At 64.0% G+C, this 14,279-nt stretch carries 18 protein-coding genes; 9 read left to right on the top strand and 9 right to left on the bottom strand.

What is annotated here, in order from left to right:
- The first annotated feature begins 170 nt into the window (after positions 1-170).
- Together J2T47_RS08075 and hda are read left to right on the top strand one after the other, a co-directional pair.
- On the top strand, positions 171-1,211 hold the full coding sequence (locus J2T47_RS08075; protein WP_253444450.1) for a DUF2066 domain-containing protein: 1,041 nt from the start codon (positions 171-173) through the stop codon (positions 1,209-1,211).
- A gap of 145 nt (positions 1,212-1,356) precedes the next feature.
- The gene (gene hda / locus J2T47_RS08070) at positions 1,357-2,061 is read left to right on the top strand and encodes a DnaA regulatory inactivator Hda (protein WP_253444448.1); all 705 of its coding nucleotides are present in this window, start codon (positions 1,357-1,359) and stop codon (positions 2,059-2,061) included.
- A gap of 31 nt (positions 2,062-2,092) precedes the next feature.
- On the opposite strand, the gene J2T47_RS08065 is transcribed toward hda, so the two are convergent.
- From J2T47_RS08065 to arsC, 3 genes are read right to left on the bottom strand one after another with little or no spacing between them, the layout of a single operon-like run.
- Positions 2,093-2,542 (bottom strand): DUF2069 domain-containing protein, encoded by a 450-nt coding sequence (locus J2T47_RS08065; protein ID WP_253444446.1) that lies wholly within the window; start codon positions 2,540-2,542, stop codon positions 2,093-2,095.
- The gene (wrbA, locus tag J2T47_RS08060; RefSeq protein WP_253444444.1) at positions 2,543-3,139 is read right to left on the bottom strand and encodes an NAD(P)H:quinone oxidoreductase; all 597 of its coding nucleotides are present in this window, start codon (positions 3,137-3,139) and stop codon (positions 2,543-2,545) included.
- Positions 3,136-3,489 (bottom strand): arsenate reductase (glutaredoxin), encoded by a 354-nt coding sequence (arsC, locus tag J2T47_RS08055; RefSeq protein ID WP_253444442.1) that lies wholly within the window; start codon positions 3,487-3,489, stop codon positions 3,136-3,138. Before arsC ends, wrbA begins: the two co-directional genes overlap by 4 nt.
- A gap of 124 nt (positions 3,490-3,613) precedes the next feature.
- On the opposite strand from arsC, the gene J2T47_RS08050 reads away from it, so the two are divergent.
- Both J2T47_RS08050 and J2T47_RS08045 read left to right on the top strand, forming a co-directional pair.
- Entirely contained in the window at positions 3,614-4,843 is a 1,230-nt protein-coding gene (locus J2T47_RS08050) for a YihY family inner membrane protein (protein ID WP_253444440.1), read from the top strand.
- 157 nt (positions 4,844-5,000) lie between these two features.
- Complete coding sequence (locus J2T47_RS08045) at positions 5,001-5,198, top strand: hypothetical protein (protein ID WP_253444438.1); 198 nt, start codon at positions 5,001-5,003, stop codon at positions 5,196-5,198.
- 4 nt (positions 5,199-5,202) lie between these two features.
- On the opposite strand, the gene J2T47_RS08040 is transcribed toward J2T47_RS08045, so the two are convergent.
- Both J2T47_RS08040 and J2T47_RS08035 read right to left on the bottom strand, forming a co-directional pair.
- Positions 5,203-5,598, bottom strand: a complete 396-nt coding sequence (locus tag J2T47_RS08040) for a hypothetical protein (RefSeq protein WP_253444434.1) — start codon at positions 5,596-5,598, stop codon at positions 5,203-5,205.
- 185 nt (positions 5,599-5,783) lie between these two features.
- Complete coding sequence (locus J2T47_RS08035) at positions 5,784-7,193, bottom strand: PilZ domain-containing protein (RefSeq protein ID WP_253444431.1); 1,410 nt, start codon at positions 7,191-7,193, stop codon at positions 5,784-5,786.
- Between the two features lie 30 nt (positions 7,194-7,223).
- Here J2T47_RS08035 and J2T47_RS08030 point away from each other — a divergent pair, with 30 nt between their 5' ends.
- Positions 7,224-7,694: a TlpA disulfide reductase family protein gene (locus tag J2T47_RS08030; protein WP_253444428.1), complete on the top strand. Its 471-nt coding sequence runs from the start codon at positions 7,224-7,226 to the stop codon at positions 7,692-7,694.
- Complete coding sequence (locus J2T47_RS08025) at positions 7,694-7,969, top strand: acylphosphatase (protein ID WP_253444425.1); 276 nt, start codon at positions 7,694-7,696, stop codon at positions 7,967-7,969. Before J2T47_RS08030 ends, J2T47_RS08025 begins: the two co-directional genes overlap by 1 nt.
- A gap of 3 nt (positions 7,970-7,972) precedes the next feature.
- On the opposite strand, the gene J2T47_RS08020 is transcribed toward J2T47_RS08025, so the two are convergent.
- Entirely contained in the window at positions 7,973-8,929 is a 957-nt protein-coding gene (locus J2T47_RS08020; RefSeq protein WP_253444422.1) for a hypothetical protein, read from the bottom strand.
- A gap of 8 nt (positions 8,930-8,937) precedes the next feature.
- Positions 8,938-10,653, bottom strand: a complete 1,716-nt coding sequence (locus J2T47_RS08015; protein ID WP_253444417.1) for a proline--tRNA ligase — start codon at positions 10,651-10,653, stop codon at positions 8,938-8,940.
- Positions 10,654-10,764: 111 nt separating this feature from the next.
- Here J2T47_RS08015 and J2T47_RS08010 point away from each other — a divergent pair, with 111 nt between their 5' ends.
- Complete coding sequence (locus tag J2T47_RS08010) at positions 10,765-11,172, top strand: PaaI family thioesterase (RefSeq protein ID WP_139791665.1); 408 nt, start codon at positions 10,765-10,767, stop codon at positions 11,170-11,172.
- 82 nt (positions 11,173-11,254) lie between these two features.
- On the opposite strand, the gene J2T47_RS08005 is transcribed toward J2T47_RS08010, so the two are convergent.
- Positions 11,255-12,613 (bottom strand): OprD family porin, encoded by a 1,359-nt coding sequence (locus J2T47_RS08005; RefSeq protein ID WP_253444414.1) that lies wholly within the window; start codon positions 12,611-12,613, stop codon positions 11,255-11,257.
- A gap of 716 nt (positions 12,614-13,329) precedes the next feature.
- On the opposite strand from J2T47_RS08005, the gene J2T47_RS08000 reads away from it, so the two are divergent.
- Positions 13,330-13,755, top strand: coding sequence for an HIT family protein (locus tag J2T47_RS08000; RefSeq protein WP_253444411.1), 426 nt, complete (start codon positions 13,330-13,332; stop codon positions 13,753-13,755).
- Positions 13,756-13,758: 3 nt separating this feature from the next.
- Positions 13,759-13,965: a SlyX family protein gene (locus J2T47_RS07995; protein WP_045210356.1), complete on the top strand. Its 207-nt coding sequence runs from the start codon at positions 13,759-13,761 to the stop codon at positions 13,963-13,965.
- Between the two features lie 51 nt (positions 13,966-14,016).
- Here the strand turns inward: J2T47_RS07995 and J2T47_RS29325 are convergent, their stop codons facing one another.
- Positions 14,017-14,217 carry a cold-shock protein gene (locus J2T47_RS29325; RefSeq protein ID WP_184589952.1) on the bottom strand — a complete coding sequence of 67 codons (201 nt, stop codon included), beginning with the start codon at positions 14,215-14,217 and terminating at the stop codon, positions 14,017-14,019.
- Positions 14,218-14,279: the final 62 nt, after the last annotated feature.

Here is a 14,279-nt window from a genome sequence, read left to right as displayed (position 1 = left end):
TGCGCCGTTCGCGCTTCCCGGCCTGCGCGGGAGGCGCGGGATTTTATCAGGCTTGCCCGGCAGCGGCCATCTCGCGCTGTTGCCGCTGGCCGGACGGCTGTTTAAGGTATAGGCCTTCCTTGCCAGCTCGTTGCACGCTGGCATCTTCGTTTTTGCCGCGAGAGCCCGCCATGCGCCTGACCGCCCGCCTGTTGATCCTCTGCCTGTCGCTGTTCAGCCTGCCGTCCTTCGCTGAAACACTGGGCAACCTGTACCAGGTGCACGAACCGGTCGCTTCCCAGCAGCCGGACGAGCGCAATGCCGGCCTGACCCGCGCCCTGCAGACCCTGGTGCTGCGCCTGACCGGCAATGCCGGCGCGGCACAGAGCCCGGCCCTGGCCGGCTACTTCAAGGACCCGCAGCAGCTGATCAGTCAGTACGGTTTCGAGAATGGCCCGCCCATGGCGCTGGTGGTGGACTTCGACCCGACCGCCACCGACAACGCCCTGCGCCAGGCCGGCCTGCCGGTGTGGGGCGCCAGCCGCCCGAGCGTGCTGGCCTGGTGGCTGAACGAAAGCGCCAACGGTAGCAGCCTGGTGGGTGACAGCCAGGAAGCCTCCGCCCCGCTGAACCGTGCGGCGCAGCGCCGTGGCCTGCCGCTGCGCCTGCCGATCGCCGACCTCAGCGAGCAGCAGGTCGGCACTCCCGAAAACCTCAGTGCCGCCCAGCCGGACGCACTGAAATCCGCCTCCGAGCGCTACGGCGCCGACGCCCTGCTGGCGGTGGACGCCAAGGAAGCCGACGGCAAGTGGACCGCCAACTGGCGCGTGTGGATGGGGGATTCCCGCGAGCAGGGTCAGGCCCAGGGCGATACTCCGGATGCGCTGGCCGATGCGGTGATGCTCGGTGTTTCCCAGCGCCTGTCGCAGCGCTTCGTCGGTTCGGCCGGTTCTGCTTCGGCCCAGGTCGTGCAGATCGAAGGCGCCGACCTGGCCCGTTACGCCGAGGTTTCGCGCCTGCTGGAGCCGATGGGCGCCAAGCTGGTGGAAGTCCAGGGCAGGAATCTGGTCTACCGTGTGACCGCCAGCACTGAGCAGTTGCGCGCGCAGCTGGCCCTGGCCCGCCTGCAGGAAGCCCCGGCCGAACCGGCGCAACCGGCGGTCGATGCCAACGGCCAGCCGGTGCCGAATGCGGCCGTACCGGCGCAGAACGCCCTGCGCTTCCACTGGTGACGAGCGCTCCGGGGGCGGGCAAAGCCCCGCTTCCCGGCACCGGCGGCTCTGAGTCGCACGTGGTAGCTGCGTTATCCTTCTGATTTGGATAAACTTTCAGTCACCAAGGCCCACCCCAAGCGATTGAAGAAACGCCCGGCCCGGCATGACTCCTATGCAGCTCCCACTCAGCGTACGCCTGCGCGATGACGCAACGTTCGCCAACTACTACCCCGGTGCCAATGCCGCGGCGCTCGGCTATGTCGAGCGTCTGTGCGAGCCCGAGGCGGGGTGGACGGAAAGCCTGATCTATCTCTGGGGCGCCGAAGGCGTCGGCCGCAGCCACCTGCTGCAGGCCGCCTGCATTCGTTCCGAGCAACTGGGTGAGCCGTCGGTCTACCTGCCGATGGCGGACCTGGTGGCCTACGGTCCGGAAATCTTCGACAATCTCGAACAGCGCGAGCTGGTGTGCCTGGATGATCTCGACGCCCTGGCCGGCAAGCGCGAATGGGAAGAGGCGCTGTTCCACCTGTTCAACCGCCTGCGCGATTCCGGCCGCAAGCTGCTGCTGTCGGCCTCGGTATCGCCGCGCGAGCTGAAGGTGAAATTGCCGGACCTGAAGTCCCGCCTGACGCTTTCGCTGATTTTCCAACTGCACCCGCTGACCGACGACGAGAAGCTGCGCGCCCTGCAGCTGCGTGCTTCGCGCCGTGGCCTGCACCTGACCGACGAAGTGGGACGCTTCATCCTCACCCGCGGCGCGCGCAGCATGCAGTTCCTCTTCGACCTGCTGGACGAGCTGGACAAGGCCTCGCTGCAGGCCCAGCGCAAGCTGACCATTCCCTTCCTCAAGGAAACCATGGGCTGGTAAGCCCCGGTCTCCCTGATTCGCGGTTCTCCGATCAGACGCTCGCGGCTTCCTGCTGCGCTTCTTCGCCTTCGCCAGCGAGCTTGCGGTCGTACTGGAAGCGCCAGCGCGTGTACATCAGCGCCGAACAGAACAGCGACACGCTGAGGATGATCTCCGCCCAGCCGAAGATGGCATGGTTGGGATCGAAGGCGTTGAGCACGCCGAGGATGAAGTACAGGTTGATCACGTAGCACGCCCAGGCGTGACCGCGCGCGCTGCCGATCAGGATCCCCGGCGCCACCACCAGCAGCGGCAGCAGCTTGAAGCCGAGGAAGACCCACGGCACCCAGCGCGCGCCACCGTGGGCGTCGGCGAACAGCAGGTCCCAGATGACGATGAGCAGGATCAGCCCGATGAAGCTGCCGAGGGCGACCGCGCGGCTGGCGGCCAGCCGGGGTTTGAGCCATTCCATGGGCGGCAGCGGTTTGTTCTTGCGGGCCATTCAGCTCTCCAGTTTGCGGGCGACTTCGGCCAGGCGCTTGCCCAGCGCGCGGCACAGGGTGATTTCGTGTTCGTCCAGGCTGCGCTTGCCGTCGGCCGTGGCGAAGTGGCTGGCGCCGTAGGGCGTGCCGCCGCCGCGGGTTTCCAGCAGGGCGGGCTCACTGTAGGGGATGCCGGTGATGAGCATGCCGTGGTGCAGCAGCGGCAGCATCATCGACAGCTGGGTGGTCTCCTGGCCGCCGTGCAGGCTGGCGGTGGACGTGAACACCGCTGCCGGCTTGCCGACCAGGCCGCCGGTCAGCCACAGGCTGCTGGTGCCGTCGAGGAAGTACTTGAGCGGCGCGGCCATGTTGCCGAAGCGGGTCGGGCTGCCGAGGACGAGGCCGGAGCAGTCCTTGAGGTCGTCCAGGGTGGCGTAGAGCGCGCCTTCGGCCGGGATGTCCGGGGCAACGGCTTCGCACTCGGTGGAAACCGCCGGCACCGTGCGCACGCGCGCTTCCAGCCCGCCCTGCTCGACGCCTCGGGCGATCTGCCGGGCCATCTCGGCGGTGGCGCCGTGGCGGCTGTAGTAAAGGACCAGAACGTAGGGAGCGCTCAAGGCAGGATCTCCAGCACTTTTTCCGGCGGACGGCCGATCACCGCCTTGTCGCCAACTACCAGGATTGGTCGCTCGATGAGCTTGGGATGGCCGGCCATGGCCTCGATCAGTTGCTCATCGCCCAGTGCCGGGTTGGCCAGGTCGAGTTGCTTGTATTCGTCTTCGCCGGTGCGCAGCAGCTGGCGCGCGCTGATACCCAGCTTGCCGAGCAGCGCCTTGAGTTCGGCGGCGCTGGGCGGGGTTTCCAGGTAGCGGATGATCTGGGGCTGGATGCCGCGCTCCTCGAGCAATTCGAGGGCGCCGCGGGATTTCGAGCAGCGCGGATTGTGAAAAAGTGAAATCTGGCTCATGTGCCGGGACTCGCAAGGCCGATGAAGTGGCGGCTATTCTAACCGCCTCCTCGGACTGGACTGAACCGCTGTCGTTCGCCGCGATCTACGAGGACGGTTTTTCAGTGCAGCCAAAGGATATTCCATGCACGAACGCTTGCAGGGCCTGGTCGAGTTCGGCCGCTATCTGGTCCAGCGCTTCCTGGCCGACAAGGCGCCCAACAGCGCCGCGGCCCTGACCTACACCACGCTGTTCGCGGTCGTCCCGATGATGACCGTGACCTTCGCCATGCTCTCGGCCGTGCCGGCCTTCGAGGGTATGGGCGAGCGCATCCAGCTGTTCGTGTTCCGCAACTTCGTGCCGTCTACTGGCGAGGCGGTCGAGGCCTATCTGCGCAATTTCACCGTGCAGGCGCGGCATCTGACCTGGCTGGGCGTGGCTTTCCTGGCGGTCACCGCCTTTACCATGCTGGTGACCATCGAGAAGGCCTTCAATGCCATCTGGCGCGTACGACAGCCGCGTCGGGGCGTGACCCGCTTCCTGCTGTACTGGGCGATCCTCAGCCTGGGCCCGCTGCTGCTGGGTACCGGCTTCGCCGTATCCACCTACATCACTTCGCTGTCGCTGCTTTCCGGCCCCCATGCGCTGCCCGGTGCCGCGACGTTGCTGAAGTTCATGCCCCTGCTGGCCAGCGTGGCAGCCTTCACGCTGATCTACGCTGCGGTTCCCAATGCCCGCGTACCGGTGTTGCATGCGCTGGCAGGCGGTGCGTTCACCGCGATCCTGTTCGAGGCGGCAAAGTCGCTGTTCGGTTTCTATGTGAGCTTCTTCCCCGGTTACAAGCTGATTTATGGCGCCTTCGCCACGGTGCCGCTGTTCCTGCTGTGGGTGTATCTGTCCTGGCTGATCGTGCTGTTCGGCGCCGAGCTGGTCTGCAACCTGTCCTCTACCCGGCTCTGGCGCCGTCGCGCCATGCCGCGTCTGCTGGTGATCCTTGGTGTGCTGCGGGTGTTCTTCGACCGCCAGCGCCACGGCCTGCCAACGCGCCTGGTGCATCTGCACCGCGCCGGTTGGCTGCTGCCGGAAGACGAGTGGGAAGAGGTGCTGGACTTCCTCGAGGGCGAGCAACTGGTATGCCGTGCCGGCTCGACCACTGCTGCCTGGGTGCTGTGCCGTGACCTGGGCAGCTACAGCCTGCATCACCTGCTCAATCGCAGCCCCTGGCCGCTGCCTTGCCTGGAGGCGCTGCCGGCGGAGCTGGACGAGCCCTGGTACCCGGAATTGCGCGAAACGCTGGCGCGTTACCAGGCGGATCGCCAGGAGCTGTTCGGCGACAGTCTGGCGAAATGGTTGAAGCCGTCACATTCCGAGTGACGCAAAACGTCAGTTTGCGGCGAATCTGATGCTTTGACGGCTTTGTACCACTTCAGAAATGCGCCATTTCTGGCTATTTCAGAATTGGCACAGTTCTGGCTATGAAGGATTCAGGACACAGGAGTCCTTCAGAAGTTCCTCCAGGGCCAGCGAAACCATGAAAAAAGACCAGAACAACGTAGTACATCTGCATCAGCGCGATCTGACGAGCGCCCTGGAGCGGTTGAATAGAATTACTGGTCTGCAGTTCAGCAGCTGGCCCGAATCGCTCCTGCCATCCGTCTCGCAGGACGTTGCCGAACCCGCTGCAGTCGAGTCGTCGGACGACGACACGCTGGTGCGTCAGCTGGGCTGAGCCTTCAGAGGCTGGTGGCTACCGGACGCGTTGCGCCGGCCTGCTGTTCCACCGCCTGCATGAAGACTTCCTCGGCGATTACCCTCGACAGGGGGATGGCCGCGCGCAGCTTGATCTGCGCATCCTCGATCCGCTGTGAAAACGGCAGCCGGGCGACGGCAGACAGCAGGATGCGGCTCTGCTTGTTGACCGTGCCATGGTCGATCACCACTTCCCGGCTGCGCTCGCCGTCACGGTAGCTGAGCAGCAGCGTGACCGGCAGTTCCGCCACGCCGGGCAAATGTAGCCAGACCGCGACATTGAAGTCGGCCAGTCGTCCCCCGTTGGCCGCATTGGCCGGCCTTGCGCTAGCGACAATATGGCTGGGAACCTTGCTGACAAGCTGGTCTGTAGGCTGCATCGGGCTGTCCTGTCGATGGAGGCTGGCGTGCTTGGCGCCAGTCGCATTCTGAAGGCCGCTGAATAATCGGCTGGCGAGAGTCGCCCCGAAAGTCAGGACGAACGTGCGAATTATAAGGAGATGGTGTCCAGGTATTCCGGGCTTGCTGCCGATCTTGCCTGTGACATCTCTCCCAAATCCGACAATCAGGCCAGGCGCAGCGGGTGGCGAGCTACCAATGGCGTACTGAGGTTGGCGACGGGCAGCGGCAGGATGGTCTGGTTGTCGAAGCTGGCCAGTTGCAGCCACAGGTTCTCGCCTTCGACGAACTGCCCTTGGGGCACCCAGAGCCCGTGATACCAGCCGTTGCCCGGTTCCGGCGTGCTCTGCAGGACGCCGGGGTGACGCTGTGCGTCAGGCGCGCGGCGCAGCCAGACCGGACGGGGAAGCCCCTTCAGGTAGCGCAGGCCGAGGTGCAACCCGTCGTTGTTGAGGTGTCGCCAGCGCACCACGGCGAGGGTTGGTGTGCCGCCGTTGCCGGGGATCAGCAGCAGCTGGCCGACCGGCAACTGCCCGGCTTGCTGGCCGGTGCAGAGGATGCGGGCGCCGCCTGCGCTGGCGTCCATCAGCGTCGCTTCCCGGCAGGGGCTGGCCGAGCTGTCCAGCAGGTGTTGCTGAATAGCCGGGAGGCCGACGACTACGCGGCAGATGCCCTTCTGTTCGGCACGCTCATGGCGGCGCGTCTGGTGTCCCAGCCAATGGTGGCGGACGCGTTCCAGTAACACGCCCTGGTCCAGGCGGCGCAGCGGAGCCGGGTCGTGCAGGGCAATCAGCAGGGCGCCCAGCTCCAGTCGGCGCAGTTGATCGACCGGGGCGTCAGCGGCCTGTTCGACGGCAAGGCAGGGCTCGTCCGAGCCGAGGTCGACGACGAAGCCTTCCTGTTCCTCGTCGTCCCAGGGCAGCAGGCGGCCCAGCGCGGCCAGCGGTGCCAGGGCCGAGAACAGCTGGGGAGCTTCGCCCTCGGTCAGGTGGAAAGGGTTGCTCAGGGCCAGCAGCAGTATCTGCTGGTACAGCCCGCGCAAGGTACCGGCCGGAATCGGGTCGAAAGCTGCCGCAACCGGCTCGTCCAGGCACTCCTGGTGCTCACCGATCCAGTACAGCAGGTGGCTGTCGCGCCACAGGCTGCCCGGCGGCTGCTGGTATTGCTGGTAGTGACGCAGCAGGGCCTGGGCGAGGAAGTGCTGGGCCATGTACAGGCACCAGGCCATGTGCGGTCGCGATGGCTTGCGGCCGTGCAGGATCTGCAGCAACAGGCGCTTGAAGCCGGCGGCGAGTTCGCTGCAGAAGTGCACGAAGAGCGCCGGCGGCGTCCTTTCCTGGCGGATCAGTCGTTCGTAATGCCGGTATTCTTCGCTGAGGCTTTGCAGGGCGCGTTGTCTTTCCAGTAAGGTCAGAGCGCATCGGTTGAGGCGGAACAGCGTGCCCAGAGCCTTCTGCAGACCTTCCTGCAGGGGCTGTTGCCGCGATTCCTGGAGCCTGACCGCCAGGTTGCTCATTGCCTCGGCATCTTCTTCGAGGATGTCCGGCACCTCCAGGCGCAGGGCATCGAGCATCATGACCACCCCGCATACACGAGGATTGAAGGCATGGGAGTGCGGCTCCGTATTGTGATGGGCTTGATGGCCGGCCTGATCCTGGCCGGTTGCTCGGCGGACTATGGCACCGATCAGCATGGACAGAAAGTACCCGCTGCGAGGATAGATGGCCAGTGGCTAGTTATTAATTACTGGGCGGAGTGGTGTGCGCCGTGTCGCAAGGAGATTCCCGAGCTGAATCAACTGGCGGAAGAGGGCAAGACCAGAGGCTTCCGGGTGCTGGGGGTGAACTTCGACGGGCTGCGCGACGCGGACCTGGCGAAGGCCTCGCAGGACCTGGGCGTGCAGTACACCGTGCTGGCCGATGACCCTGCGTCGCGCTTCAGCCTGCCACGCAGCGAAGCGCTGCCTGTAACCTACATCGTCGACCCTGAGGGCAAGATGCGCGAGCAGTTGCTCGGTGAGCAGACCGCTGCCGGCCTGCAGGCGCGCCTGAGCGCGTTGCGCGAGGAGAAGCAGTGATGGCGAGGATCTGTCTGCACGGCTACATCAGCGGCAAGGTTCAGGGCGTGTATTACCGCCAGAGCACCCAGGAGCAGGCCGACCGGCTGGAAATCGATGGCTGGGTGCGCAACCTCGAAGACGGGCGCGTGGAGCTGTTGATCGAGGGCGAGGAAGAGGCGGTGCGCGAGCTGGAGAAGTGGCTGGCGCGCGGGCCGGTGAAGGCGCAGGTGGCGGCGGTGGAGCTGCAGCCGATGACACCCCAGGGCATCACCGGCTTCATCGTTCGCCGCTAGGCGTCAGTTGCTGGCGCCGGGGTCCGCTGCCAGGCGACCGGCGTCGGTCATCAGGCTGTGGAGGAACTCCTTCTGCAGCTCCGGATCGTTGCGGGTCAGCTCGATCAGGCTCTGTTCCAGCTCGCTCGCTTCCTCTTCCAGACCGAGGTCGGAGAGGCGCTTCACCCGGTGCACCCAGTGGTGCACGTCATCGCCTTCCAGGTCGTCATAGATCAGCGCGTGGGCTTCCTGCAGCTTGCCGCGCAGGGAGCGGCTGACCAGCAGGCTGGCGTCGGCGCGGGTATCGTCCGAAGGATCCTGGACGCTGAACTGCAGACGGCCGATACGGCTGACTTCGTCGTCGCTGAAGGGGCCTTCCAGCAGGTTCAGGCGCAACACGCCGTGGCGGTCGGTCAGCAGCTCCTGGGAGTTCTTGCCGGCGGTGACAGTGACCGGGCGCTCCGACCAGGGCAGGCTGGAGTACTCGGTACGCTTGTCGCGCTGCTTCTCGTCGATCGACGCCAGGTTCTGCTCGGCGCGGCCATTGGATTCGACGTTCATGAACGGGTTCATGCCGTCGATGCCGTAGCGGATCCAGCCGCGGGTGACGCTCTCGGGCAGGTTGCCCAGAGCGAACACGTTGACCACGTTGGCGCCGATGCCGCCGACGAAGGCGACGATGCCCAGCGGCATTTCGTAGACCTTGCGCCAGCCCTGGTACGGGGTATAGCGGTCGTAGCGACGGGTGACCTCGAACTCGGTGACTTCGAAGGTCTTCTGTTCCTGCACGCGAATGCGGCGCTGCGGCAGTTCCAGGGTGCCTGGCGTGCCCACGTCGATCTGCAGGCTGTGGTCGAGCAGCTTTCGCTCGACCCGCTCTTCATGCTCGCTGCGTTGCGACAGCTGGTTGGCGCAGCCGCTCAGCAGGAGGCTGCCGCACAGGGCGGCAGCCGCGAGGCTTGTGGTACTTCCGGTGGACATCGCTCTGCTCAGTTGCGGATCTTGGCCGTGATGAAGGCTTGCAGGTCGGACAGGGCGACAGGCTGCGACTCGGCGTCACGGCGGCCCTTGTACTCCAGGGTGCCTTCGTCCAGGCCGCGCTCGCTGACGACGATGCGGTGCGGGATGCCGATCAGCTCCATGTCGGCGAACTTCACGCCGGGGCTGGTCTTCTTGTCGCGGTCGTCCAGCAGCACTTCGAAGCCGGCGGCGGTGAGGTCCGCGTAGAGCTTGTCGGTGGCGGTGCGTACGGCTTCGTTCTCGTACTTCATCGGCACGATGGCGATCTGGAAGGGCGCCAGGGCGGCCGGCCAGAGGATCCCGCGGTCGTCGTAGTTCTGCTCGATGGCGGCGGCGACCACGCGGGATACGCCGATGCCGTAGCAACCCATGATCAGGGTGACCGGCTTGCCGCTCTCGCCCAGTACGGAGAGCTTCATGGCTTCGCTGTACTTGGTGCCGAGCTGGAAGATGTGACCGACTTCGATGCCGCGGCGGATGATCAGGGTGCCCTTGCCGTCCGGGCTCGGGTCGCCTTCGACGACGTTGCGCAGGTCGGCGACTTCCGGTACCGGCAGGTCGCGCTCCCAGTTCACGCCGAAGTAGTGTTTGTCGTCGACGTTGGCGCCGGCGGCGAAGTCGCTCATCAGAGCGACAGAGCGGTCGATGATGCAGGGCAGCGGCAGATTCAGCGGGCCGAGGGAGCCGGGGGCGGCGCCGATGGCGGCCTTGATGTCCGCTTCGCTGGCCATCTGCAGGGGGCTGGCCACCAGCGGGTGGTTGCCGGCCTTGATTTCGTTGAGCTCATGGTCGCCACGGACGACCAGGGCGATCAGCTTGCCTTCTTCGGCGGCGTGCACCACCAGGGTCTTGATGGTCTTCTCGATCGGCAGGCCGAATTTTTCCACCAGGGCGGCGATGGTCTTGGTCTCGGGAGTGTCGACCAGACGCAGCTCTTCGCTGGCCGCGCCACGAGCAGATTCACGGGGCAGGGCCTCGGCCTTCTCGATGTTGGCGGCGTAGTCGGTGGATTCGCCGAAGACGATGTCGTCCTCACCGGAGCCGGCCAGCACGTGGAATTCGTGGGAGCCGCTGCCGCCGATGGAGCCGTTGTCGGCCTGCACGGCGCGGAAGTCTAGGCCCAGGCGGGTGAAGATCTTGCTGTACGCGCCGTACATGACGTCGTAGGTCGCCTGCAGCGAGTCCTGGCTGGCGTGGAAGGAGTAGGCGTCCTTCATGATGAACTCGCGGCCGCGCATCAGGCCGAAGCGCGGACGGATCTCGTCACGGAACTTGGTCTGGATCTGGTACATGTTGATCGGCAGCTGCTTGTAGCTGTTCAGCTCGTTGCGCGCCAGATCGGTGATCACTTCCTCGTGGGTCGGGCCGACGCAGAAGTCGCGGTCATGGCGATCCTTCAGGCGCAGCAGCTCGGGGCCGTACTGCTGCCAGCGGCCGGATTCCTGCCACAGTTCGGCGGGCTGGATGGCCGGCATCAGCACTTCCAGGGCGCCGGCGGCGTTCATCTCTTCGCGAACGATGGTCTCCACCTTGCGCAGTACCCGCAGACCCATTGGCAGCCAGGTGTAGAGACCGGACGCCAGCTTGCGGATCATGCCGGCGCGCAGCATCAGCTGATGGCTGATGACGACCGCATCGGAAGGGGTTTCTTTCAGGGTGGACAGCAGGTACTGACTGGTACGCATCTTTGGCCGTTTTGTCGGTTGCGAAGGGGAATATAGGCTGGGCATTGTACGGTGCAGGTCTGGCTGCGTACAGCGCGCGGCGGGTGGAGACGGAGGAGTGGTGTGAGTCGATTGAATGCGGCGCAGGTACAGGCGTTCATCCGCGCGGGATTGCCCATGGCGGACGAGATGGATTTCCGCATCGATGCCCTGGAAGGGCGCAGCGCCTTCGCGCGAATTCCCTTCCATGGAAAGCTGGTGCGGCCGGGCGGAACGGTGTCCGGGCCGACCATCATGGCTCTGGCGGACGCGGCGATGTACGCGGTGATCCTGGCGCAGCTGGATAACGTCGAGATGGCCGTTACTTCCAACCTGAATATCAACTTTCTCAGCAAACCCAAGCCGGAAGATCTGTTGGCCGAAGCGAAGATATTGAAGCTGGGACGCCGGCAGGTGGTTTGCGAAGTGGCTGTCTACTCGGTCAGCAATCCGCAGGAGTTGGTCGCCCATGTAACCGGCACCTATGTATTGCCGATGTAACAGATACGTTCGAAGTTGTAGGTAAGTTGCAATAAAAAAGCCCGGCAGATGCCGGGCTTTCTTGTTACCTGCGTGTCGTGAATTACATCACGGACAGCGGGTAGTCGACGATCAGGCGGAACTCGTCCACGTCGCCTTCGCCCTGGTCGGAGTTGCCGCGGTGCCAGGCTTGACGGATACGGAAGGACAGATCCTTCGCAGCGCCTTCCTGAATCACGTACTTGGCTTCCAGGTTGGTTTCGTGGTGCTTGCCATCTTCACCGTACAGACCTTCGTAAGCGGTGCCGACTGCCTTGGTGCCGTCGATGTCCTGACCGTTGATGTAACGACCCATGAAGGTCAGGCCCGGTACGCCGTACTCTTTCATGTTCAGGTCGTAACGGGCTTGCCAGGATTTTTCACCCGGGCCGTTGAAGTCGGAGTACTGAACGGAGTTGGCGAGGAAGATCGAGTCGCCGCCCTTGTTGTTGTCACCGATACCGATGTAGTCGAACGGGGTATCGCCATTCACTTTCTGGAAGGCCAGGGTGAAGGTGTGAGCGCTCAGGGTGTAAGCGGCAGCCAGGGAGAAGGCGTTGTTGCTGATCTTGCCAGCTTTGGCCGAACCTTCGTCCTTGGTGTTGTAGTAGTTGAAGTCGAAGCCCAGGGACTGGTCATCGGCGATCGGCAGGGTGTAGTTCAGGTTGGTGTAGTACTGGTTCCAGACATCTTCCAGCTTGGCACCGTAGAGGGAGGCGCTGAAGTTGTCGGAGAAGGCGTACTTGCCGCCAACGAAGTCGGCGGTGTTGCCGGTTACGCCAGCGTAGTTGGCCCAGATTTCACCGTCGTGGCTGGTGTCGTTCTGGCTGGTGCCGGAGTAGTAGTGGCCGCCTTCGACGTCCAGACCTTCCAGCTCGCTGCTCATGATGGCCAGGCCGCTAGCGGTCTGCGGCAGCAGGCGGGTGCCGCCAACGGCGAACACCGGTGCGGTCGGCTGCATGTCACCGGCTTTCAGCTCGGTCTTGGAAACGCGGACCTTGATGGCGCCGCCGGCTTTGCCGAAGGAATCCTGCGGGGTGCCGTCGTCGCTGATTGCCAAGTTCTCGGTACCGGTACGGCCGCGGCCGGAATCCAGTTTCAGGCCGAGGTAGCCGAAGGCGTCAACGCCGAAGCCTACAGTGCCCTGGGTGAAGCCAGAGTTGTAGTTGGCCCAGAAGCCCTGGGTCCATTCTTCGCGGTAGCCGTTCTTGTAGCCGCTGGCCTTGGAGGCGTCGGCCACGTTGCCGCCGCCATTGCGCTGATCGCGATTGAAGTAGTAGTTGCGAACCAGGAAGTTCAGGCTGCTGTCTTCGACAAAGCCTTTAGCGTCAGCCTGATTGCCTACGAAGGGCTCGGCCATTGCCAGTTGTGTGCTGCCTGCAGAAACGGCCAGGGCGATGGCGCTCCACTTCATCACTTTCATTGTGATTGCTCCTTTGGTTTTGAAATTATTCGCCATCACTATTGCCGCGGTGATGGCTCTTTCTTTTTTTGTCGGCGCTAACTTATAGCACGCGTGTTCAGTTGGCGATAGTTGCCCAAATGAACACACAAAATCTTTACGGGACTGTCGCAAAGCTGCATGACGCATGTCGCATTCAAGCAGTTCTCGTGTTGCAAAAAGAGATTGCCCCCTGATTGCTTCATTGATGCTTCAGTCCTTGTGGTTCTCTATTCCATTGACCACTTCTTATGTTCTCCCGCCTCCGCGCCCACTTCTCCGGTTGGGGTGGTCGTCGGTGCGTTGTCCTTGCCTCTAGCAACAACCGTGCACAAATGCCCGGAGCCGCCTTCACAGTGTTCGTCTTGCGACGTGTCGACGCATTTCACGGCTTCCGTTGGGGATTTGCAACATCCACGAGCGCGCATGTCGTTTTCTGGCATCCCGTAGTTGTAGCTGTTTAAACGATTTTTCGCTGCTGATGGCCGGGATTGCCGTGCAGATTCCTGCACGCACCTGTTGTCGGGATATGCCAATCCGCGCCATGCGCGATCCTGGTGCGGCGCCACAATGGGTGTGCTCCAGTGCGATGCGCCGGTCGGGCATGTTCGCCGGAAGGGCTCTCTAGTATTCTTCGCGCCTTTCGGCTCCCCCGTGGGGCTAGGCTTAAACAAGGCTCGTCGAACAGGAGAGGTCTTATGTTCGCCCTGGATTCCCGTCTCCAGCAGGACACCGTTGCACTGGGTGATTTCCCGCTGAGCAGCCTGTTGTTGATGAACGACTCGCAGTACCCGTGGTTCATCCTGGTTCCACGTCGCGAAGACGTCAGTGAGATCTTTCAGCTGGATTCCGCCGATCAGCAACAGCTGTGGCGCGAGGCGACTCAGCTGGCGGAAGTGCTCAAGGACACTTTCGATGCGGACAAGATGAACGTGGCCAATCTCGGCAACGTCGTCAGTCAGCTGCATGTGCACGTGATCGTGCGCAAGCAGGGCGACGTCGCCTGGCCGGGGCCGGTCTGGGGCAAGCACCCGGCGGTTCCCTATAAAGAAGAAGAGCTGGCGCGGGTGCGCGAGAAGCTGCGCATGGCGCTGGGCGATGGATTTCGCTTCGGTCAGGAGTGAATGATGGATCTGGAGACTCGAGTGATGGACCTGGAGAGCCGGCTGGCCTTCCAGGATGACGCACTGCAAACCCTCAGCGACGTGGTCTACGAGCAGGAGCGGGTGATCGAACGCACCCGTCTGCAGATGCAGGCGCTGCTCAAGCGCCTGGAAGACCTGCAGGGCCAGGTTGGCGTTGCGGAAGATGATGCTCCGCCGCCGCACTATTGATGCGGGAATGAAAAAGCCCGCCGATCGGCGGGCTTTTTCATGGGGCAGTGCTTAGCGGCGGTTGGGCAGGGCGGCGATCACGTCCTCCGCCTGCAGGCCCTTGTCGCGCTGCACCACCGAAAATTCCACGCGCTGCCCTTCGATCAGGATGCGGTGGCCCTCGCCACGAATGGCGCGGAAGTGGACGAAGATGTCCTCGCCCGAATCGCGGGAAATGAAGCCGAAGCCCTTGGAGGTGTTGAACCACTTCACGGTGCCGGTTTCGCGGTCGGCACCGGCGAAGGTTTCGACGGCGGCGCTGGCGCTCGGTTTGT

Origin of the sequence: Pseudomonas nitroreducens (genome assembly GCF_024170165.1) — a bacterium.
In the GTDB taxonomy this organism is placed as follows: Bacteria; Pseudomonadota; Gammaproteobacteria; order Pseudomonadales; family Pseudomonadaceae; genus Pseudomonas; species Pseudomonas nitroreducens_C.
This window is presented reverse-complemented; position numbering and strand designations above follow the sequence as displayed.

Coding starts and splice junctions, on each gene's coding strand:
- J2T47_RS08075 (WP_253444450.1), top strand. CDS start 171: ATGCGCCTGACCGCCCGCCTGTTGATCCTCTGCCTGTCGCTGTTCAGC.
- hda (WP_253444448.1), top strand. CDS start 1,357: ATGACTCCTATGCAGCTCCCACTCAGCGTACGCCTGCGCGATGACGCA.
- J2T47_RS08065 (WP_253444446.1), bottom strand. CDS start 2,542: ATGGCCCGCAAGAACAAACCGCTGCCGCCCATGGAATGGCTCAAACCC.
- arsC (WP_253444442.1), bottom strand. CDS start 3,489: ATGAGCCAGATTTCACTTTTTCACAATCCGCGCTGCTCGAAATCCCGC.
- J2T47_RS08050 (WP_253444440.1), top strand. CDS start 3,614: ATGCACGAACGCTTGCAGGGCCTGGTCGAGTTCGGCCGCTATCTGGTC.
- J2T47_RS08045 (WP_253444438.1), top strand. CDS start 5,001: ATGAAAAAAGACCAGAACAACGTAGTACATCTGCATCAGCGCGATCTG.
- J2T47_RS08040 (WP_253444434.1), bottom strand. CDS start 5,598: ATGCAGCCTACAGACCAGCTTGTCAGCAAGGTTCCCAGCCATATTGTC.
- J2T47_RS08035 (WP_253444431.1), bottom strand. CDS start 7,193: ATGATGCTCGATGCCCTGCGCCTGGAGGTGCCGGACATCCTCGAAGAA.
- J2T47_RS08030 (WP_253444428.1), top strand. CDS start 7,224: ATGGGAGTGCGGCTCCGTATTGTGATGGGCTTGATGGCCGGCCTGATC.
- J2T47_RS08025 (WP_253444425.1), top strand. CDS start 7,694: ATGGCGAGGATCTGTCTGCACGGCTACATCAGCGGCAAGGTTCAGGGC.
- J2T47_RS08020 (WP_253444422.1), bottom strand. CDS start 8,929: ATGTCCACCGGAAGTACCACAAGCCTCGCGGCTGCCGCCCTGTGCGGC.
- J2T47_RS08015 (WP_253444417.1), bottom strand. CDS start 10,653: ATGCGTACCAGTCAGTACCTGCTGTCCACCCTGAAAGAAACCCCTTCC.
- J2T47_RS08005 (WP_253444414.1), bottom strand. CDS start 12,613: ATGAAAGTGATGAAGTGGAGCGCCATCGCCCTGGCCGTTTCTGCAGGC.
- J2T47_RS08000 (WP_253444411.1), top strand. CDS start 13,330: ATGTTCGCCCTGGATTCCCGTCTCCAGCAGGACACCGTTGCACTGGGT.
- J2T47_RS07995 (WP_045210356.1), top strand. CDS start 13,759: ATGGATCTGGAGACTCGAGTGATGGACCTGGAGAGCCGGCTGGCCTTC.